The sequence below is a fragment of the Ectobacillus panaciterrae DSM 19096 genome (assembly GCF_000430785.1).
Taxonomy (GTDB): Bacteria; Bacillota; Bacilli; order Bacillales; family Bacillaceae_G; genus Ectobacillus; species Ectobacillus panaciterrae.
This window is the reverse complement of the sequence record NZ_KE387246.1, coordinates 210,840-230,869: the sequence shown is the minus strand read 5'-3', so window position 1 is coordinate 230,869 and position 20,030 is coordinate 210,840. Positions and strand designations below refer to the sequence as shown.

Below are 20,030 nucleotides of genomic sequence, written 5' to 3'. Positions count from 1 at the left end.
GGTAATCTGGATTATGTAAGCAAAAAAGGATAATGTCCTATAATAGGACACTATCCTTTTTTTGTATACGGAATATAATCGGTTCTGTTGCAAAAATAAAGAGATGTATCATATATGTGTTCTATCGTCTATGATATAGCTTGTATATCACTTACTTAAGGTAGGATAATGGTTGGATAGTAATTGATTTAAATCCTCCCACCCATAGGAAATTTCTTCTAATTCCTGTTCCCCACGGTTAATTTGAATACTCTCAATTACTTTGGCGCCGAAATGCTCATAAAAAGATCGAGAAGGATTATTCGCTAATACCCAGACAGACATGGACTCAATATTATCAGCAAGGAAGTTTTCCACCACTGTTTTTAACAGTTCTTTCCCAACACCAGTTTGCTGGTAATGATTCAGAATATAGATAGCGTATAGTTCTCCTTGATAGCGAGAACGCTGCTTTTCAGATCGGTTGGACCCATACGAAGCGAATCCCACAATCCTATCGTAAACGTCAACAGCTACATATGTGTTTTGATTTTTATCTGCTAAAGACTTCTGCCAGCTATCGTATCGGCCTTCATAAGAAATTTTTTCTAGATAATCATCAAAGATAATTCCTTTATATGTCGCTTTCCAGCTATCTACATGAACACGAGCGATTCCCATAGCATCGTGCTCGGCTGCTTTTCGAATAATCATTTGGAACCTCCTTTATTTTCATCTGTATAAAAAGAAATTCTATAACAAGGTGCAAAATACCTTTAACTTAATCCTTGTATTTTATATTGCTTACGGGTGACCTTCACCGATTTGAAAACAGCCTATACAAAAAAAGAAGCCGCATAGCGGCTTCTGCTTCTCCTCATCACACAGCTTTCCTGTCGTTCGGCAGCAGCCACGACAGCACGCCAAGCAGCGGCAAGAAGCTGCATACGGTCATAATAAAGCCTAAGCTGTACATATCCGCAAGCTTTCCGAGCGCAACTGCTCCCAGCGCACCCATGCCGAAAGCCAGACCAACAATCAGGCCGGACACCATGCCGACTTTGCCCGGCAGCAGCTCTTGTGCGTACACAACCGTTACGCTGAAGCTGCTGGACATGATGAAACCGATGGCAATAAATAAAGGCACGACCCAAGCGAGCGAAACATACGGCAAAAGCAGCGCTAACGGTGCAGAGCCGATCATGGAAAAGAGAATGACGTTTTTCTTTCCGAATCTGTCGGCGATCGGACCGCCAAAGAACGTGCCGATCACGCCTGCAATCATGAACGCAAATACATAATATTGTGCTTGCTTAATCGTTAACCCATAATGCTCAATTAAGTAAAACTGATAGAAATTGCCGATGCCTGCACTGTACCAAGAGCGGGCAAACACAAGGAAAATCAGTAGTATAATGGCAAACTTAATCTCCGCACTTATCTTTTCCACGCCTTGTGCCGCTTTCTTCTTCACACGGGTTGCCCCTGCTGCGAGTTCTTTTCTGTACCAAGTTGAGACATACAGCAATAGAACAATTCCTATTGCCGCAAGACCTGTAAAGGAAACAGCGCCTTTTTGGCCGAACGGCACGAATACGAGCACCGTAAATATCGGCGCAAGCGCATTCCCTGTATTTCCTCCGACTTGATAAATGGATTGCGCCAGACCGCGCTTCGCTCCTGCAGCCATATACGCGACGCGTGCCCCCTCAGGATGAAACACAGCGGAACCGAGACCGATGAACAACACAGATAGCAAGATAAAATAAAAGTTTGGCGCAAATGCCAGACCAATCATACCAAGCATGCTCGAAAGCATCCCGAGCGGCAATAAGTACGGAGCCGGCTTCTTATCGGTATAAAAACCGAACACCGGCTGCATAATGGATGAAGTCATATTCAACGCAAACGCAATCCAGCCGACCTGCATATACGAAAGATTCATCGACTTCTCCAAAATCGGAAATACAGCCGGCACTACAGCCTGCATGGAATCATTCAGCAAATGCCCCAGGCTGATGGCAAATAAAATCCGGTACATCGTGGACGCGGAAAGCGCTTGTTGTTTCTTTGTTGCCTCCATAGGCCGCTCCTTTCTGCGTACGTACGCTTTTTATTTAACAAGATTAATTTTATAACTAAACTTCTTATTTTACTAGATACGGACATCCTTATTTTTCTGCTACTTTAGTAGCATATCAAGAAAAGCGAAGCCGGCTCGTTCAGCTCCGGAAGGCAGAGGTTCTCCACCCAAAAAGGCACTTTTTGCCTTTATCCCGCTCTAAGCGTCCGTAACAGCGCCGCTTGGACAAGATGAACAAACGGACGCTAAGAGCCCGATTGATTCAACTAACATCCATGGAGGAAAAATCACCTCCACGGATGAAGTTTCATCTTATGGGTGGGGTTCTCTGACAGGAGGAGCTAGCCGGCGGAGCTAGACATCATCGAAAAGCGGAGCCGGCTCGTTCAGGTGCAGAACCAGAGGTTCTTCGCCCTTAAAGGCGCCTTTTGCCTTTATGTGGCGAAGAACCTCTGGTGGCAGCACCTAGCCGGTGGAGCTAGACATCACGAAAAGCGGAACCGTCCGATTCCGCTGGATATGCAAGTTTTGTTGCTTTTTCTGTCAACTAAACAAGAGCAAGTGTCTCTCTCGCATAATTCATTAGAGATTCAACTAAAGCACTGATTAACTTCGCCAACAATCATTTAGAAAAGAGCTTTTTATATCAGAACAAATCCATGCTCAAATAACGCTCCCCAGTGTCCGGCGCTATACATAACACTCTTTTCCCTGCACCGAGCCGCTCCGCGATCATCATTGCCGCAAAAACGGATGCACCGGAGGACGGCCCGACTAAAATCCCTTCCTCGCGAGCAAGACTGCGCATCGTTTTCAGCGCATCGTCATCTGCCATTTGAATGATTTCATCATAAATGTTTTGGTTTAAAATAGACGGAATAAAGCCTGGACTTGTGCCGACAAGCTTATGCTGTCCGGGCTGTCCGCCAGATAAGACAGGAGATCCTTTTGGTTCTACTACCGCAATATGCAGGTTCGGCAAATGCTCACGTAGTACTTCTCCTGTGCCTGTAATTGTTCCGCCTGTACCAGCTGTCGCCACAAATGCATCAAGGTATCCGTCCATTTGATCCAAAATTTCAAGAGCGGTTGTCATACGGTGCGCATCGGGATTTGCTTTGTTTTCAAATTGCTGCGGAATGAAGCTTCCCGGAATTTCCTGCTGCAGCTCAACTGCTTTTCGAATTGCTCCCGGCATACGCTCCGCAGCCGGTGTCAGCACCACTTCGGCACCATAAGCTTTCAACAGGTTTATTCGTTCCTTTGACATGTTATCCGGCATAATGAGAATGGCTTTATACCCTTTCGCTGCTGCGTTCATAGCTAAGCCGATTCCGGTATTGCCGCTTGTCGGCTCAATGATTGTATCCCCCGGCTGAATGATCCCCTCCGCTTCTGCCGTCGCAATAAGATTATATGCTGCCCGGTCCTTCACACTGCGGGATGGATTGAACATCTCCAATTTTACGAACACATCTGCCGCCTCTTTCGATACGATGCGGCGCAGTCTCACGACAGGTGTATTTCCGATAAGCTGTGTAATATTGTCATATACGTGCATAGCGCGCTCCTTTTTCTTATAAAAATATGAGAAAATTTATAAAAACAAGGTATCATTTATATAACGAGTGCGTCAATTATAATGAGTAAAAAAAGAAGATGAACACTACATTTTGTAGAGCTTCATCTTCTTTTTTTGGAACAGGTATTTGTCAACAGCCCCGAAATAAACAGGTCTCTTTACCTATCTACTTCTTCTGCGATCTCTACTAGTACGGAAAAATCTAGCGCGACCATCTGTACGTCTAGTACGGAAAAATCTACTACGGCCACGTCCATCTCTGCCTCCAGTACGGAAAAAGAGATTACGACCATCTCTATCTCTGGTACGGAAAAATCTAGTACGGCGTTCATCAGGCACTATAACCACTCCCTTCTCAAACCATTAATGTTACATGGTATAATATGTAAATTTTTTAAAAAAGAAAGGGACAAGCATGCATTATCAAAAAAATGGCAATCCCTAACATATGTAAAAATGATATGATAGAAGAAAAACAATCTAGTGAAAATCATGTTTATATGTAAAGATTTTGAAGGTTTGCTTCATATGAATGATCATGAATCCTTGCAGCTGCAGTTTTTTCCTTTGACGAGCTGCCGGTCGTGTGGGATGTACAAAGCAGGAATTTTCAGACTTGCTTTCATGACAGCAAAGACCGTTCATCAGATAACAGGAAAAACTCTATGAGAGGAGATGATATATATTGAGAAATAGAGGATCTGTCGTGTTAATACAAAATCATGAAGTTGCTTTAATTAGAAGGAATTGGAATGGAAAGATTTATTATGTATTTCCGGGCGGCGGCATTGAAAAAGGCGAAACGCCGAAGCAAGCAGCAAAAAGAGAAGCCTATGAAGAACTGGGCGTACAGGTGAGCATAGGCGATTTGCTGACGATTCTTGATTCTAAAGGCAAGCAATATTACTTTTACGCCGATATCGTGTCTGGCGAGTTCGGAACCGGTCAAGGTGAGGAATTTTCAAATACGTATCGGGGCACATATGAGCCCTTATGGGTTCCTATCAAGGATTTTCCTTCGTTGGACATAAGACCACCGAAGGTTGCGGAGATGATTTTGCATAGCGAATTTTAAAGGAACCGCCTGTTTTATAAGCGGTTCCTTATTCTTTGAAATTATAAAATTCCGCTGTAATAATTCTATATAAATGCAACTAAAAAAATCGACATAAAAACGTTTCTTGTCTATATCTCGTTTAATGCATCATCCTGCAGATAAATGTCCCGTTCTTCTCCCCATGCGGCAAATGAAGTCCACAGCTTGCTTACTGTTTCACAAGCTTGCTTCAGCTTCACATTGACTCCCCTTCTATGAAAAGGTTTAATAATAATAGGAAAGAAAGGAGAACTTCTATGAACTTAAACTTACAAAACCGCTCCGTTTTCTTCTACGGACGCATTGCGTTCGGTGTGCTGGCAGCGATTTTTATTATTTTATTGGTGCTGAAAAAGAACACGATTTCCCCTTCTTTGTTTTGCCTAGGGCTGATGGATATCCTGCACGCGATCGATCTATGGATCCAGCACGATAAAAGCAAGGCCATCAGCATCGGCGTATTCGGACTGCTGCTTTTTGGGTTTGGCTTCTTTTTACTGTAAAGTCTCTGTTTCTGCAGAGGTTTTCTTCTAATACATAAGAAAAGCGGAGACGGCTCGTTCAGGCGCTGGACATTAATTAAGAAAAGAGTTGATACCTTTGCATCTTCCTAAAAAGCTTACTCATCAGTTTAGCAGCCTCGCAGACTATACAGACGATATTAGAGAACGAAACGGCGGTTCTGCCGCTGCCCTTGTGATCATTCATAAAGACCGTATCGTAACCGAGCATTACAGCGGTTTCCATTCGCATAGACAAGGTGCAAGGCCGATTGGGACAGATTCACAATTTCATATTGCTTCGGCACGAAAAAGCTACATTGGGTTTGCAGCCGCTTTGGCTCTTTACGAAGAGAGCATTACGAGTTTAGATGATCCTGTTTCTATGTATCTGCCAGAGCTAGATTCACAGCTTCTTTCCAAAACGACTATCAGACATTTGCTGACTCATACGCATGGGCTGAATGAACGGGAGGATGGCACGATTTATCGCGAATTCTTACCGGGGACGACTTGGGCGTACCGCAATATTAACGTCACCATGATTGCAGAAATTGTAAAAAGAACGATGGGAAAAAGCGTGGGAGAGCTGCTTCGCGAGCATGTGTTTTACCCGCTTGCGCTGACAGAAACAGGCTGGAAAACAGAAGCGAACAATAAGCTCGTCTCTGTTATTACAGAAACGGAGGATGAAATCCCTCTCGGCATAAGCGATGAAGGCCATGAGAAAAACTTATTCGTGTCCGCCAGAGAGCTGGCATATTGGGGCTATCTGCATATAAAGAAAGGGAACATCTACGGAAAGCAAATTGTTCCCTCAGGAATTTTCGACTTAGCAACATCCATACAAAGTCCGCCTCTTGCCAACAAGGATTTACCGCAAAACGGGTTCTTTTGGTACACAAAGGATTGCGACACGAAATTCAATGAAATGGGAAAGCATGTTCCAAACGGATCGTATCAAATCCTTGGCGTGACCGGTCCGCTTTTATTAGTAATTCCGGAGCATAATTTAGTTGTGGCGAGAATGTATAACAAGCGCTATAACTATGGGGGAGACAACTATCTTCATTATTTACGGGAGTTTGGGAATCAGGTTATGCGCTGTCTTTAACATCAAAAAATAAAAAAGAACGCAGCACGGATTTCTCCCGTGCTGCGTTCTTTTTAGATGGGCATAGAGCACCTGCCGAATCTAGTAACAGCCAAATCCTGTAAGACGCCCTTGACCGTGTCTTTTAACTAAGTATACAGGTTTATTCTTTTATATGCCGTATATTGCGATGTTTAAAAGAAGGAGTGTCCTGATTTAAGACATCTCTTCTCCATCATTGCATTTTCGGCACTTTCTTCTCTTCTTTCGGCCCAGCCTTCATCATCACAAGAAATGCAATTAATGAAAACACCAAACCTAATACAAGTTTTATATGATTCTCCACAAAAGGAATATTTCCAACCCATTGAGATGCAAGCAAGAAAATGGAGAACAATACACCTTTCACGCCAAACGTGCGGTAGTCTACGATAAGTAATGCGATTCCGATAACTCCCATAAAAATATAAAACGGAACACCAGTTAACACGATAATCGGTTCCCCGTAGAAACGCTCAAGCAGCATGATCGCCACCTGCGCAAGTGTTGCGATAACCCAAATGACATACAAAATCACAAAACTTTTCTTTTTTGATTGAAAGGAAGTAAGGCGCAAACCATAAATCATTGAACTAATATACAACAGAATAACGATAGATACCCCAATAAGAGATATAAGGGAGTACTCTAATTTCCCGTTTCCTCCATCAATAAGAATCCACATTGCCAATCCCATAAAAATAGCCGGAAAAAACATCTTTACATTCTCTTTAAATTTCGCTTTCGGCAGCGCTTCGATTAAATCATGACAAAATGCTTTTGGATCTTTGCCAAATACCTCTTGCGCCGTCTTTCCATTCGCTTGCGCATCAAGGAGATGATCTAACAGCTCCATTAAAACCGTTTCAGCATCCGCTTCAGAAATATTAGACATCCTTACATACACCAAAACCTCGCCGTATATCTCTTCATTCTCCTTTGTTAGCTGCTTGCGCTTTTCATTATTTAATGCAATGAGCTCTTTCGGGTTCATTCCTTTTCTCCCTTTCCCTGTAAAAGTCGGTTTACACTTCCTGATAAATCCTGCCAGCGGTTTATAAACTCCTGCAGCTCTTTTTTCCCTTTTGCAGTCAGTGTATAATATTTCCGCTTCGGTCCGCTTGGCGAATCCTTCATGACACTATCTAAGAGTCCATCCTTCTGCATCCGAATCAACAGCGGATAAATGCTTCCTTCACTGACCATCGTAATGCCGTACTTCGTCAGCTTCTCAATCATCTCGTACCCGTATGTTTCTCCTTCTGAAATGACCGCCAGCAAACACCCTTCCAGTATTCCTTTCAGCATTTGTGTTGAAGACATCGCATAATTCCTTCCCTCTAACTTGTTTTACAAGATACTTAACTGTATATTTTCTATATTGTTTTACAAGATACCTTGATTGTAGCATTACCTATATTGTTTTACAAGATAGTTTTTCCAATTAAAGACAGATTGCTAAACATAAAAAGGGCAGACCTGCCAAAAGGTGATCTCTGCCTTACATACAAAACTGCCTCATTCTTTTATAAGAGAGCAGAAAAATCCACATCAGTATACGGCACACGATGTTTAATCCGATGTCTCAAATCCTGCAGCGTATACGTTTGCCAATCTTGCAGATGAGCAAAATCCCATACTTCATGAAAAAGCGTAAACAAAAATACTTCACGATATTTGAGAAACAGCGGAATTTGCTTCAATATCTCTTCATTGAGCTCATTTTCCTGCCTGTATCCTTCTAAAAAGCTTTTCATAAATGCGTATGGAAAATCATCATTATCGGGATTTACAGACATCCCTTACCAAACTGCATGGTAAAAAGACACGGCGATGTCTTGTGCATACCAGCTAAAGGCGCAATCATCAAAATCGAAAATCGTTAAAACACCGTTTTGTTTTCAAATGCATATATGAGGTTTTGATAACCCTCTGTGAGCTTCTCGAATCCTTTTCCATCGCTTGCAAATAGCTGCCCAGCTTTATGTAAAATTTGTTCGGTTATTGCTACCTCTACTTTTTTCATCTTCCCGCTCCTAACGCCGCATTTTTAAAAGAAAAGCAGCGCCTAGCCGGTGGCGCTAGACATGCCCCAAAATTTCATGCTTTCCTAATTTTATTATAGAGAAGGGACCTCTCATAGAAGCCCCTTCTCTATGGCTATACGGAATCTACCTCCACAACCCAGATCATTTCCTTTCTCCTCATCAACATCTTCTCCAACTCCCTTCTTTTTTGAATAGAAACGCTGCTTATTTAGCAGTAATACGCTTGACGCTCTTTTAATTCGTCCATCATTTGCTGCACGCGCAAGTCATGGCTTGCTTCTTCTAGCGTACGTTTTTGTTTTTGTACAGTAATCGTGAAAAATAACAGGTTGAGTGTCATACAGAACCCTCCCTTCTTTTAACAGTAATACGCTTGACGTTCCTTCAATTCATCCATCATTTCTTGTACGTGCATATCGTGCTTCGCTTCTTCTGCCGTACGTTTTTGCTTCTGTACGGTAATCGTAATAAACAATAAGTTCAGTGTCATACAAAATCTCCCCTTCCCGACTAACAGTAATACGCTTGACGTTCTTTCAATTCGTCCATCATTTGCTGTACGTGCAAGTTATGCTTCGCTTCTTCCGCCGTACGCTTTTTCTTTTTCACGATGATGGTGAAAAACAATACATGCAGTGTCATATAAAAACCTCCTTTATCCTGAAAAATCGCACAAAAAAGCCGCAGGTGTCCGAACATCCCTGCAGCAAGCATAAGAAAGCCGCAGGGAACTATTCGTACCTGCGGCTGAATGGTTTACATAAATGAGCGACGTTTCAGTTTTCCATCCATTTGGTCGAATAGCTTGGTAATCCGTATGATGTTGTAGAGTTGTTCATTACTGCTTTCATCATGTCATTCGACCTCCTTTTGGAATTTTTTTCTTACATTTCCAATTATATTCAATCAGAAATACTTTGTAAACCTATTTTTGGAAAAATCTTAAAAAGAAAGGCGGAGCCGGCTCGTTCAGGCGCAGAACCAGAGGTTCTCGCCCCTCAAAAGCGCTTTTTTGCTTTTGTGTGGGCGTGGTTCTCTGGTGGCAGCGCCTAGCCGGCGGAGCTAGACATCACGAAAAGCGAAGACGGCTCGTTCAAATACTTTCTTACCTCATAAAAAAACCATGCCCCTTAAACAGAGACATGGCTTTTCAGCGGAAGAAGCACCTCAGCGGCGGTTCCTTCATCCATCTTGCTTGTAAATTGAATTTTTCCTCCGTGAGATTCCACAATACGATAGCTGACTGTTAAACCGAGGCCTGTTCCCTTCTCTTTATAAGAAAAGAACGGTTCTCCTAAACTCTTTATGCGGTCATCCGGTATGCCGCAGCCGTTATCCTTTACTTGGATGGAAACGTACCGATCATCTTTTTTCGTCAGCTTTACATCGACTTTTGATGCGCCTGCTTCAAAAGCATTTTTAATTAAGTTAATGAACAGCTGCTTAAGCTGATTCCCCTCACAAGCAATGAGCGGCAATTCTTCCGTTTGAAGCGACATTTCGATTCCGTAAAAGTTTGCCTGCGGCTCCAACAAGGCCATCACATCTTCGAGGATATCGCCGATATCACCTTGTTCAAACGCCAATTGCTGCGGCTTTGCAAGTACAAGCAGTTCGCCTACAATGTTATTGATGCGGTCCAGCTCATCGAGCATAATGTTGTAGTAATGCGCCTGCTTCAAATCGTTTTGTTGCAAGAGCTGCACAAATCCGCGCAGCGCGGTAAGCGGATTCCTGATTTCATGTGCTACACCGGCCGCAAGCTCGCCGATTGTTGAAAGCATTTCTGATCTGCGCAATCGTTCTTCAGTTTCCATCAGCTTCGTTACATCCTGACTGTAGCCGATAATCCCGACAATCTCGTCATCAATAATCATCGGAACAGAAGTACATACTAAAATCCGTCTCGTTCCGTCCTTATGAATGATTTTTGTTTCTTGCCCGCTATAGGCGATTCCTTCTTTCAAAACCTTGCGGAAAGCTTGGCATACTCGTTCTTTGCTCGCTTCATCAATAAGCGACAACAGATTTTTCCCAATAAACTCTTCACGACTATAGCCGGTTATCACTTCAAACTGCGGGTTTAAATTTGTGGCGATTCCATTGACATCAATCATATAGACAAGATTAGGATTGTACTCAAACAGTGATTTATAGCGTTGTTCACTTTCTGCCAGCCTTTTTTCCGCAATTTTGCGCTCTGTAATATCGCGTCCGATGACAACTAATGCTTTCCGGCTGCCATCTTCATGAAACACCGGAGCTTTAATCGTATCAAAGGTTTTTTCTCCGCCATCCGGCAGCGGCACTACTTCTTCACATCTAGTAATCTTTCTTGCCTGCCATGTTTCCTCATCTGAACCCTCGCAATATGTAAGCGCTTCTTTATAAAAAGGCGTATACTCCCCAAGCTCGGAGTCCTTTTTCCCTCGATAATCCACATTCTCCAGCTGAAAAAGCTTGAGTCCGAAATCATTCGTCTGAATCCAGCGCCCTTCTCCATCTTTAAAGTTTACGAAGTCCACCATAGAATCGATTAAAGTGCTTAAACGATGCTCTTCTTTTTCAATCTCCTCCAGCTTCTTTTGCTTTGCCAGAAAGTAATACATAAAGCAGCAGGAAATCATTGCGTATAAAATATCTTCCAAACGGCTATGTATCAAAAAGTTCCGAATACTGGGCGCGGATGTTTTCATGAATACATCTGTCAGAACAAGCCATACGATACTGAACCCCATATAATAAACTACTATTTTCCATTTACCCACGTTATATTCTCCTTTATTTCACATACCTACCATTATTTTAACGGATTCGGCATAATTCGACAATCCTAACAACCTCCTCTTTGTGCTATTTTTACAATATCTTTACTGAAAGGTCAGACATCTATAAACTACCATAAAATACAATACATTCTCCATAAAAAATTTACAGATTATATCCTATATAGTTTCTTATGTAGAATAGGCTATTTTCATGTTTCATCACTGCTCTGTATGGTACATAGCACTTTTTTATTAAACTTTTACAGGAACAACAGAAAAATTACAGGAATTTTACAGTTTTGCTTCACTCTGATGATAAAAGCAGTTTCTATGCCTCCTCCTTTTATAATAAACAGGACAGCGGAGAAAGGATGGTTATGGTGGAAGCATTTGAAGTAAAGGTTGAAGATTATGAACGAGCGCGCGATGATTATGAAAATTTGTTGCGAAAACTTGATGCAAAAGCGGTTGAAATTGTCCGCATTTTATTTGAAGAAGAAAAAGAGAAAAAGCTGTATATAAAGTGGGAATACGGTACACTGTTTGTTCACAGCTCTAACGTGGTCGTATTGTTAAGAGCGGACGGTTCCCCCATTTACTTGGAGCGGAACGAAGTAATGGGGATTGTCAGTACGATTGACCGATTATATGAGGATATAGTTGTAAAAAATAACTAAGAAAGAACGGGATGCCCGTTCTTTTTAGTATTTTGGCATATCCCTGAGTACAGAAGTATTAGAGGCGGCGGTAGTTAGCTGCACGCCTTCTTGGAACATGAATTCCTTAGGCAAAGCCTTACACCATCTACCTCGGCGAATGCTTAAAGTATATTTGATATTTTTTAGATAACATCCATTCAAAACTAATTTAATTTTTTGATAACGATAGAAGCGTTTACGCCTCCAGCCAAAGTCTGGAGAGTAACCCCGGCAATAGAAGAATGATTTTGCAGAGTAAGAACATCTCCGGATGCTATCTTGATTATAGCTTGCCCTATGTTTTGCTGTTTACCAACGCTTGAACCATATAAAGTTCCCTGAACCAGCTTGCCGTTTAAAAATAGTGCGAATTGATTCGGCTCTCTCCCCGAAACCGAGAAAGTCACCTCATAGTCACCCGAAGCAGTAATTGAAATACCAGCGGTTCCAGGATCATGCTTAATTCCAGTTGTAATAATCCCGTTTGTATCAAACCTGATACCTGCCTCTATTGCTACCGTTTGAGCACCTGTATTGTAAATGTACCCATATTGGGATAATCCACCAGAAGGGCCCTGAGGTCCTTCTGGTCCTATTGGTCCTTCTGCCCCTGGTGGTCCCTGTGGGCCGATAGGACCTGGCTGTCCCTCTGATTCCTCTACAGGTTCTGGTCGCTCCTGTGCACCTAGTGGTCTCTGTGAACCTAAAGGCCCCCCTGCAGGACCTAATTTATGTTTTTTCATTCCATCACCTCACCATTGAATTACTCAATATAGTCGGGATGCTAGTAGAAAGCATAAAATAAAACCCTCAAGGTGAAAGTACAACCAATTAAATGGAATATTATCACATATCAAGTATATTAAATAATCAAATTTTATGCCATTGTTTTTATGAAAACTTGCATGTTGGAGTTGCATGTTTTAGCATCAAAAAAATGTTCTGAATAACCAACCTTCTTAATGGACGAGACGCACGATCCGCTTCTTCTTCCATGACCATCGATAGTACGAATATTGTAGAGCAAGACTGACGATGTAAGCGGCTGGATACCCGACCCATATCCCTTTTATGCCAAGGGTGCTGAAATGTGAGAGTAGGTAAGCCACAGGAACTTCAACACACCAGATTGATATAACACTGAACAAGGTCGGCCACAGTACAGTTCCGCTCGCACGCATTGTAGCGGTAATGATCATTGCATGCCCAAAAATCAAATAACTCCACAGTGTGATCATTAGCAAACTATGTGCGATATCAAGTGTATACTTATTTGTTAGGAAACAGGATAAAATTTCCTTCGAAAATACATAGACAAGTATGATTAAAACGCCGCCGATCACATAGTTAAGCAGCACGCCCACCCGAATCACTTGCTTCAGTCGATCAAACTGATTTCTCCCAATAGACTGTGCGGCAAATATGGAGACTGTAATACTTAGGCTTATTGCCGGCATCGTTACGTAACTCGCTACTTGATTCACTGCCCCATACGCTGCGGTAGCATCGGACCCAAAACGATTCACGAATGTGATGACAGCAATCTCAGATAGTGATACTAGTATCATATTAATGCTTGATGGAATGCCGAGACGCAACAGCAATTTTAACAATCCCCAATCCATCCGCAGGTGCTGGCGAACGGATGCATCGAATTGTAATGGATGCTTTATTTTGCGCAGGTAGATAAGCATGATGACAAATGTTAGTACCGTTGATACTACGGATGCGTACGCTGCCCCGTAGATACCAAGCTTTGGCAGGCCCAGCCAACCAAAAATCAGAAGCGGCAACAATCCCACATCGAGCGCTGTGCTGACAATCAGAAAGTATAACGGTGTCTTGGAGTCACCTGTACCGCGTATAAAAGTGGTATATGCAATATATAAAAACATAATCGGCATAGACCAAAATAGGATGCGCGCATAGTGAACACTAACGGCAATGATATTTTCCGGTGTGCCTATTAAGCCCAGTATATCCCAGGCGAATGTACTTCCAATCACTGCCAGAACCAAGCCGACAATGAAAGTAAACGTGAGTGTTGTTCCGACGATTGCCTTTAAACGTTCTTCATTACGTGCCCCATATGCCTGACCGATCAAGATTGCGCTGCCTGAACCTATGCCTATGATGAAAGAAACAAGCAGAAAAAACAATGGGAAGAAAGCCGAGATTGCCGCTAAGGTATTTACGCCAAGCCAGCGGCCGACAATGACCATGCCAAACAACTGACCGACCGATTGCAGCGCGTTGCTAAGAATCAGAGGGATCAGAAACATGAACATGGAACGCCATATCGGTTGGCTGCTTATTCCCCTACCCTGCGAATTCGTATCTTCTTTCTTTATATCTTGGTTTGATTTCAATTTTCATCTCCCCTTTTTATCGGGATTTTTCCCGATTGTATCCGCGTTCTCCATATGGCTGAAGCTGATCCAGCCATTTTTCTTCAAGCTTTTCCAGCTCTTTTTTCTCGTTGAAATATCCAGCTTCATTCTTTTTCAGAATCTCTAATACTTCAAAAATAAAAGCATCTTCTCCAAAATGCTTCCATTCATTTTGGAGTGTTTTGTTCAAATGCCCACCCATTTCCAACGTGAATTTCACGCCGTTCAAAGTCTTCAGGTTCCTTGTGCTTCCAATGAAAATCTTTTGGTTTTGAGTGTTTTTTATCTGGTAAACACCAGCTTCAATTTTGGTTTCCTTATATAGCTGCTTCAGTTCTTTTTTCCGATCCATCTTTCTTTTCCCCTTTCTCCCTATATCAATTTTTCAGCCAATATTGGCTCCCATCAGACTTTCTATCTAAAAACCCGTATTCGATCAAATATCTTCTTAAAATGACATAATCATGATAAACAGCTTTCAATATTTGATTGATTTCCTTCTCCTCATAAGTTCGTTCGCTTGTTAAGCGCTTTGCGATTTCCCGGAGGACGACCAGCTTCTGCTTTTCCTTTGGCGGGAAGGTTTTCAAGGGGCCATCTTTGCCTTCAGGAAAGTACTTCTTTACTATTTCCTCTTTTTCTTCCTGCGTAACATTATAACGGTCATCCACCATTCTGGCCGTTTTATGAGGGGGTAAAAAGGTCGGCGCATGTTGGTCCTTTTCTTTTAAAAGTTCCATCATTGCCAAAAACATCTTTGCCTGACGTTCCTTCTCCTTTAATACAAAGCGGTGATTCCGAATTGTAGACGCACTGCCGATCCCCATTTCCTTTTGAACTTCTGCATCGCTTTTTCCCTGGTGAAAAAGACGAAGGAGACGATTCTGATGGTCTGTAAGACCTGTGAGTTTTTTATCAAGCTGGATCAGGTATTCAAACACCGATTGATGGACATTCTCGATATGAACACGCATATACTTTTCAGCTTCATAGAGAATACCGTCATCCGGGTAGATTATTCCTTTTTCAATTTTTTCACCGCAGAGCAGGCATATATAATGATCCGCCTCTTGCATATATCCGCGTTTAAGCTCCTCCAACGATGCGTTCCAAAACAGTTCAGAAATCTTCATCAAGCAAACACTTCCTTATTATGTTTAGTATATACCAAACATTTTATTATAGTGTTTACCAAATAGCAAACGTTTTTTATTAACGTTTGTAAAACAACAAACATTTCATTATAGTGTTTGTTATTTTCGATTCTAATAGGTTTTATCTCTTTGTTTTTACATTCACTCCAGCTGAAGTCTGCCATATGTCTATCAAGTTCGAATTTCCGGATATCTCTAAACAGAAAAAAGCTATCCCTTATGTCATCATTGTCCAAAAGGAATAGCTGATTTTATAAAGCGAAACTTTCATCAGTGGGGGTTTATCCCTCACTTACACTTCTTTGTATACGCTAAGTTTTGAAATGGAGGTCTTACTGCCTATACGGGATAAATGAACCGTTCAAAATAGAACATCATTGTCTTATGTTACTTAATCGTTCCCATCCCGGCAATGGTTACACTTACCTTGACGTTTACATCAGCCTTTGAAAAGGCCTTTCCCCATCGATTTTGGACTTTTTTCCACTCTGGGTACGTGTAGGCCCTTGCATATAGACCAAATCCAATAGGATCAATTTTAGCAGTTTGTGTTTTCTTTATTAAGCGCTCAAAATCTGCTTTCAGCTTCGTTTCAATGCTCTTTTGCAGTTTCGATGCGTTTTTCCTTACATTGAATGGAAAAAGCCGTTCTGTAACGGCAATTCTCATTTTTACGTTCACGTCAAATATAAAATGCCCGTCATGCCTTACCTTTGTCTTTACCTTGATACCCTGAGTAGCAAAGCTTAACCAATGTTTATCACGGTCATGCGATTGCAACGGGACTGCAATTGTAAATGGAAATTCACCTTTTTTTTGGTGCTGCATGATGCGTAATAATTTGTTTTCATGCGGCGTTATAGTTAACTTATATCTGCCCTGTTCATCCAGTAAAGCTGAGCCTGTCAATTTTATTTTGTTCGTTTTTTTCATCTCGGTAATACTTGCTGTCATCCCTTTTTCCGTCGTTTGCTCATGAAATTCTTGAAGAGATGTTTTTACCGTGATATTTCTTCTGTAGGCTGTATCAACTAATTTTGTTAAATACAAGGGGAGACGAGGCTTGTCTTCTGGCTTATAAAAGATTACGTCCGAAACAGGTCCATCTACAGCGACGATTCGCGTGGTTACCGTATTTTTCGGGTCCCGATAGAAGGGATCGAGGTAATCTATCCAGTTTTTTCGTTTCAGCAGCCGTTTCCCGATTAAGAATATCTGGGTTTTGCTTCCCGATGTCAATGCCATTACCGTAGTATCAAATAGTTCTCTAGAATTTCGAACCGTAACAGATTTCACGCCGACTTTTTCCTCTTTCCTCCTTGCTTCTTTGTTAAAGACCGGACTTGACATGTACACCAATAAATTATCGTCATCGTCCAAATCTATACCAAGTATAAGTGTAAGAGAAACATCCTCAACATTTGTTTGATCAACGCATCCGGTCATCATGGTAGTCAAGAGCAATATGCAACATAGTATTTTCCTTTTCAATGTGTTTCCCTCCGGCGGTACTTTTCATATATCCAGCTATAGATCCATAAAAAGACAGGAGCTACATATGCTAATTGCAACCCACTCTTAACTACCCATTTTTGCCAATTTTCAGATTCATCCCAAGTAGGATGGAGCCAAAATACGAATCCAATAATTAATAATAATAAAACAACTGCGTGATGACTGTGGTCCTGTTTTCCAAGCAATTGACTGGAACAAAATGTAGCAATGTATACACAAGGCATCCACGCTGTGGAAACAACAATCAGGTAAACAGCCAATAAAATCATGTCAAAACGTTCCAAAAAACGAAATTCAATTAGTTTAAGTAAATTCAGTACCGGCTGATTAAATTCTACAATCCCATCGGGACTAAAATATGCAAAGCAGACAAGAGTTACAAATAAATAAAACAACATCGTTAAGGTGTTAGCAATAGTGATTCCGAGAACCGCATGTTGCTTTTTTTGTAAAAAGGGATACAAGAAGAACGCAACTTCAAATCCCAAAAAGGAAAAAACAGTGGACGGCACAGCTGATAATACAGGTTTCCATCCTTCTTTAAACAGAGGAAGAAAGTGCAGCCAGTTTCCATCCCTGAGCGGTATCAAGAAAAACAGCGGAATCCATATCGTCATGTAAAAGGCTAGTTCGGAGTATCGGCCTATAATGCGAATCCCATTGCGGGCAACAAAAAAAGTGGGAATCGAAAACAAAAGTAAAACGATGTAGTCGGGGGTTTTAGGCAGAAGCCATCCCCTGATATAAAGAAAGCCGTTCACAAGAACAGTCCAAGCGTAAAAAGCGAAGTACATCATGTAAACAATGACAGCTGCTTTCCCAACTATTTTTCCGAATAATCGTATAAGAATCTCGTAAAGGGTGTCATTCGGGTATCTTTCCATTGTTTTAACCAAAAAAATGCTGGCTGCCACGGAGAAACACCAGCCAATAAGTATAGCTATCCAACCGTCCGTTCCAGATTTTTCCGCAAGTATCCGCGGGATAGATAGAACGCCCGTTCCTACCTGTGCTCCATTAATCAAGAAAATATACTGCATGAGAGTGATTTCATTATAGGCATACTTTTTCATAGTTTCACCTTTTAGTGCGATTTTTCCCTTGTCGAATAGATTGCACAGCCCCGGCGCCTTTGGGACGGCTTCTCATTGACCATAAAGGAAGGCGCATAAACGCATCCTTCATATCGGCAAATCGGAAAGGAGCTAATGGACTTCCATAAGGAGTGCCTAATGATTCAAGACTTGTTAGATGGGCAACTAAGGTCATCCATCCGATAACAAGCCCTACAACTCCAAACATGGCAGCTGATAGCATCATAGGAAATCGCAACAGTCTAATTGCCGAACCCATATCATAATTAGGGATGTTATAAGAAGCGATGGCTGTAACGGCAACGACAATGATCATGATGTTGCTTACAATTCCCGCCTGAACAGCCGCTTGCCCAATGATAATGCCGCCCACAATTCCAATTGTTTGACCGATAGGAGTGGGCAGCCGCAAAGCTGCTTCCCTCATCATTTCCAAGGTCATTTCCATAAGCATCGCTTCCATCACGGGGGGAAGTGGAACTCGTGTCCTTGATTCTGCAATCGATAAGAAAAGCTCCATAGGGATGACCTCAAAATTAAAGGAAATAAACGCAACATAAGTGGCGGGCAAAAATAAGGAAATCATAAAGGCTATGAAACGCAGTACTCGGATAAATGAAGAGACTAACCAACGTGTACCGTAATCATCCACACCCTGAAAAAACGATATAAAATTTGTCGGAGCAATCAATACGCTCGGAGAACGGTCCACAATAACGGCAAATCTTCCCTGAAGAATTTGGGATACAGCGGAATCGGGTCTTTCGGTCAAGATGAATTGCGGAAACGGCGAATAGGGATTATCTTCAATAAACTCAACAAGTTCGCCGGTATTAATGATAGCGTCCACTTTAATATTTTGAATTCGGGTTTCCAGTTCTTTTAGCACGTCTTCGGAAGCTACATCTCTCAAATATAAAATGGAAACCTTTGTTTTTCCTCGAATACCGATCGTCATTTCTTTCAATATTAATTCCGGGTGGGGAATATATCGCCGAATTAATGCGATATTTTGACTTCCTGTTTCTACAAACCCTTGATGAGCACCTTTTAGAGAGATTTCGTTTTGCGGATCTTTAACTTCTCTTTGCGGCCATCCTTTCGTATCTAATCGATACCCTGTGATTTGCCCGTTGATCAATAAAACACTATCTCCTTCTAGAATAGCATTTTCGATCTGACTCCACGTATCGACGATTTTTACCTCTCCTAATGTGATTGGCAGTTCCTTATTAGGATCGAAGGAGCTATGCATCAAAGGCTTCAGAACATGATTATGGATAGAATTTTTATCCGTTAATCCAGCCAAGTACACCACAGCAGCCTCAAATTTACTCGCGGCGATTTGAAAGCGACGAATTACTAAATCAGGTGCTTGAGAAAACAGCTGTTGAAGTTGCTCTGTATTTTGGGATAAATCAGAGTACAGGACATAATCTTCTATGTTTTTTTTCTGAAGATTAGAATCGTTGCTTGCTTGATGGTGCCGAGAAGAGCGCCGGCCTTTTAAAAGCTTCAGAAAATAAAACATGAACTCCGTCCCTTTCTGCATTTGCTTTAAGAATATGTTTTTAGTATGGGTTGTCTAAGGAAAAATATTCTAATACTTTCCATGATTCATCACTCAAGAACTTATAGGGCGCAGTGACAGGCGCACTGTCATAGACCCCAAAGCAATTTCAGATAGGAGTAGCCTATCAAGCTAACGAAACGAACTGTCGCAAAAACGAAAAAACGCTACTCTTTCAGTAGAATAGCGTTTTTTCATAGATTTTTGCTTTCGGAAGAATTACATTTGTTCTTCTACTATGTTTCTAATGCGATAGCTTTTACTACAGAAAAAGAAGAAAGAACTCAGTGAAGATAGTCTTTGATATCCTATATATAACCGACTTATAGATTCAGAATAAAATGGAAGTTTGGATAGTAAATGGTCCAAGTTATATACAAGTGAATAAAAAAACCTTCTTTTTATAGTGGGGAGAGATCAT

At 41.6% G+C, this 20,030-nt stretch carries 23 protein-coding genes; 4 read left to right on the top strand and 19 right to left on the bottom strand.

From position 1 onward, the window contains the following. Positions 1–147: 147 nt before the first annotated feature. The 4 genes from H540_RS0123620 to H540_RS33585 form a co-directional block, all read right to left on the bottom strand. Positions 148–693, bottom strand: coding sequence for a GNAT family N-acetyltransferase (locus H540_RS0123620; RefSeq protein WP_028402654.1), 546 nt, complete (start codon positions 691–693; stop codon positions 148–150). Between the two features lie 166 nt (positions 694–859). Further along, positions 860–2,062, bottom strand: a complete 1,203-nt coding sequence (locus H540_RS0123615; protein ID WP_028402653.1) for an MFS transporter — start codon at positions 2,060–2,062, stop codon at positions 860–862. 646 nt (positions 2,063–2,708) lie between these two features. Continuing rightward, entirely contained in the window at positions 2,709–3,623 is a 915-nt protein-coding gene (cysK, locus tag H540_RS0123610; RefSeq protein ID WP_028402652.1) for a cysteine synthase A, read from the bottom strand. Positions 3,624–3,802: 179 nt separating this feature from the next. Further along, the gene (locus tag H540_RS33585; protein ID WP_155891126.1) at positions 3,803–3,976 is read right to left on the bottom strand and encodes a hypothetical protein; all 174 of its coding nucleotides are present in this window, start codon (positions 3,974–3,976) and stop codon (positions 3,803–3,805) included. A 350-nt stretch (positions 3,977–4,326) separates the two neighbouring features. Here H540_RS33585 and H540_RS0123600 point away from each other — a divergent pair, with 350 nt between their 5' ends. The 3 genes from H540_RS0123600 (at position 4,327) to H540_RS0123585 (ending at position 6,354) form a co-directional block, all read left to right on the top strand. After that, positions 4,327–4,719 (top strand): NUDIX hydrolase, encoded by a 393-nt coding sequence (locus tag H540_RS0123600; protein ID WP_028402651.1) that lies wholly within the window; start codon positions 4,327–4,329, stop codon positions 4,717–4,719. 278 nt (positions 4,720–4,997) lie between these two features. Continuing rightward, positions 4,998–5,243: a hypothetical protein gene (locus tag H540_RS0123590; protein WP_028402650.1), complete on the top strand. Its 246-nt coding sequence runs from the start codon at positions 4,998–5,000 to the stop codon at positions 5,241–5,243. A gap of 97 nt (positions 5,244–5,340) precedes the next feature. After that, positions 5,341–6,354, top strand: a complete 1,014-nt coding sequence (locus H540_RS0123585) for a serine hydrolase domain-containing protein (protein WP_034671795.1) — start codon at positions 5,341–5,343, stop codon at positions 6,352–6,354. A 214-nt stretch (positions 6,355–6,568) separates the two neighbouring features. Here H540_RS0123585 and H540_RS31570 read toward each other — a convergent pair whose 3' ends face one another. From H540_RS31570 to H540_RS0123540, 8 genes are all read right to left on the bottom strand, one after another. Then, the gene (locus H540_RS31570) at positions 6,569–7,366 is read right to left on the bottom strand and encodes a DUF1129 family protein (protein WP_051317256.1); all 798 of its coding nucleotides are present in this window, start codon (positions 7,364–7,366) and stop codon (positions 6,569–6,571) included. After that, positions 7,363–7,695, bottom strand: coding sequence for a PadR family transcriptional regulator (locus H540_RS0123575; RefSeq protein ID WP_028402648.1), 333 nt, complete (start codon positions 7,693–7,695; stop codon positions 7,363–7,365). Before H540_RS0123575 ends, H540_RS31570 begins: the two co-directional genes overlap by 4 nt. Positions 7,696–7,898: 203 nt before the next feature. Beyond that, entirely contained in the window at positions 7,899–8,171 is a 273-nt protein-coding gene (locus tag H540_RS30755) for a hypothetical protein (RefSeq protein WP_028402647.1), read from the bottom strand. 83 nt (positions 8,172–8,254) lie between these two features. Then, entirely contained in the window at positions 8,255–8,398 is a 144-nt protein-coding gene (locus tag H540_RS33580; protein ID WP_155891125.1) for a hypothetical protein, read from the bottom strand. 230 nt (positions 8,399–8,628) lie between these two features. Beyond that, positions 8,629–8,760: a YrzI family small protein gene (locus tag H540_RS32605; RefSeq protein ID WP_081415256.1), complete on the bottom strand. Its 132-nt coding sequence runs from the start codon at positions 8,758–8,760 to the stop codon at positions 8,629–8,631. An 18-nt stretch (positions 8,761–8,778) separates the two neighbouring features. Beyond that, positions 8,779–8,910: a YrzI family small protein gene (locus H540_RS32600; RefSeq protein ID WP_081415255.1), complete on the bottom strand. Its 132-nt coding sequence runs from the start codon at positions 8,908–8,910 to the stop codon at positions 8,779–8,781. A gap of 20 nt (positions 8,911–8,930) precedes the next feature. After that, positions 8,931–9,062, bottom strand: coding sequence for a YrzI family small protein (locus H540_RS33860; RefSeq protein ID WP_162144554.1), 132 nt, complete (start codon positions 9,060–9,062; stop codon positions 8,931–8,933). A 488-nt stretch (positions 9,063–9,550) separates the two neighbouring features. Then, entirely contained in the window at positions 9,551–11,188 is a 1,638-nt protein-coding gene (locus H540_RS0123540) for a PAS domain-containing sensor histidine kinase (protein ID WP_028402645.1), read from the bottom strand. A gap of 377 nt (positions 11,189–11,565) precedes the next feature. On the opposite strand from H540_RS0123540, the gene H540_RS0123535 reads away from it, so the two are divergent. Beyond that, positions 11,566–11,865, top strand: a complete 300-nt coding sequence (locus H540_RS0123535; protein WP_155891124.1) for a hypothetical protein — start codon at positions 11,566–11,568, stop codon at positions 11,863–11,865. Between the two features lie 185 nt (positions 11,866–12,050). On the opposite strand, the gene H540_RS30750 is transcribed toward H540_RS0123535, so the two are convergent. The 7 genes from H540_RS30750 to H540_RS0123500 form a co-directional block, all read right to left on the bottom strand. After that, positions 12,051–12,629 carry a BclA C-terminal domain-containing protein gene (locus tag H540_RS30750; RefSeq protein WP_051317255.1) on the bottom strand — a complete coding sequence of 193 codons (579 nt, stop codon included), beginning with the start codon at positions 12,627–12,629 and terminating at the stop codon, positions 12,051–12,053. Between the two features lie 216 nt (positions 12,630–12,845). Continuing rightward, complete coding sequence (locus tag H540_RS0123525; protein ID WP_211241927.1) at positions 12,846–14,174, bottom strand: MATE family efflux transporter; 1,329 nt, start codon at positions 14,172–14,174, stop codon at positions 12,846–12,848. 97 nt (positions 14,175–14,271) lie between these two features. Next, a complete protein-coding gene (locus H540_RS0123520) occupies positions 14,272–14,628 on the bottom strand; it encodes a GIY-YIG nuclease family protein (protein ID WP_028402642.1) in 357 nt (118 codons plus the stop codon). A gap of 25 nt (positions 14,629–14,653) precedes the next feature. After that, a complete protein-coding gene (locus H540_RS0123515) occupies positions 14,654–15,409 on the bottom strand; it encodes a DUF2087 domain-containing protein (protein WP_028402641.1) in 756 nt (251 codons plus the stop codon). Positions 15,410–15,817: 408 nt separating this feature from the next. Beyond that, positions 15,818–16,921, bottom strand: a complete 1,104-nt coding sequence (locus H540_RS0123510) for a Ger(x)C family spore germination protein (RefSeq protein WP_028402640.1) — start codon at positions 16,919–16,921, stop codon at positions 15,818–15,820. Continuing rightward, on the bottom strand, positions 16,918–18,018 hold the full coding sequence (locus tag H540_RS0123505; protein ID WP_028402639.1) for a GerAB/ArcD/ProY family transporter: 1,101 nt from the start codon (positions 18,016–18,018) through the stop codon (positions 16,918–16,920). The genes H540_RS0123510 and H540_RS0123505 overlap by 4 nt, the downstream gene beginning before the upstream one ends. A gap of 4 nt (positions 18,019–18,022) precedes the next feature. Continuing rightward, positions 18,023–19,570, bottom strand: coding sequence for a spore germination protein (locus H540_RS0123500; RefSeq protein ID WP_028402638.1), 1,548 nt, complete (start codon positions 19,568–19,570; stop codon positions 18,023–18,025). Positions 19,571–20,030: the final 460 nt, after the last annotated feature.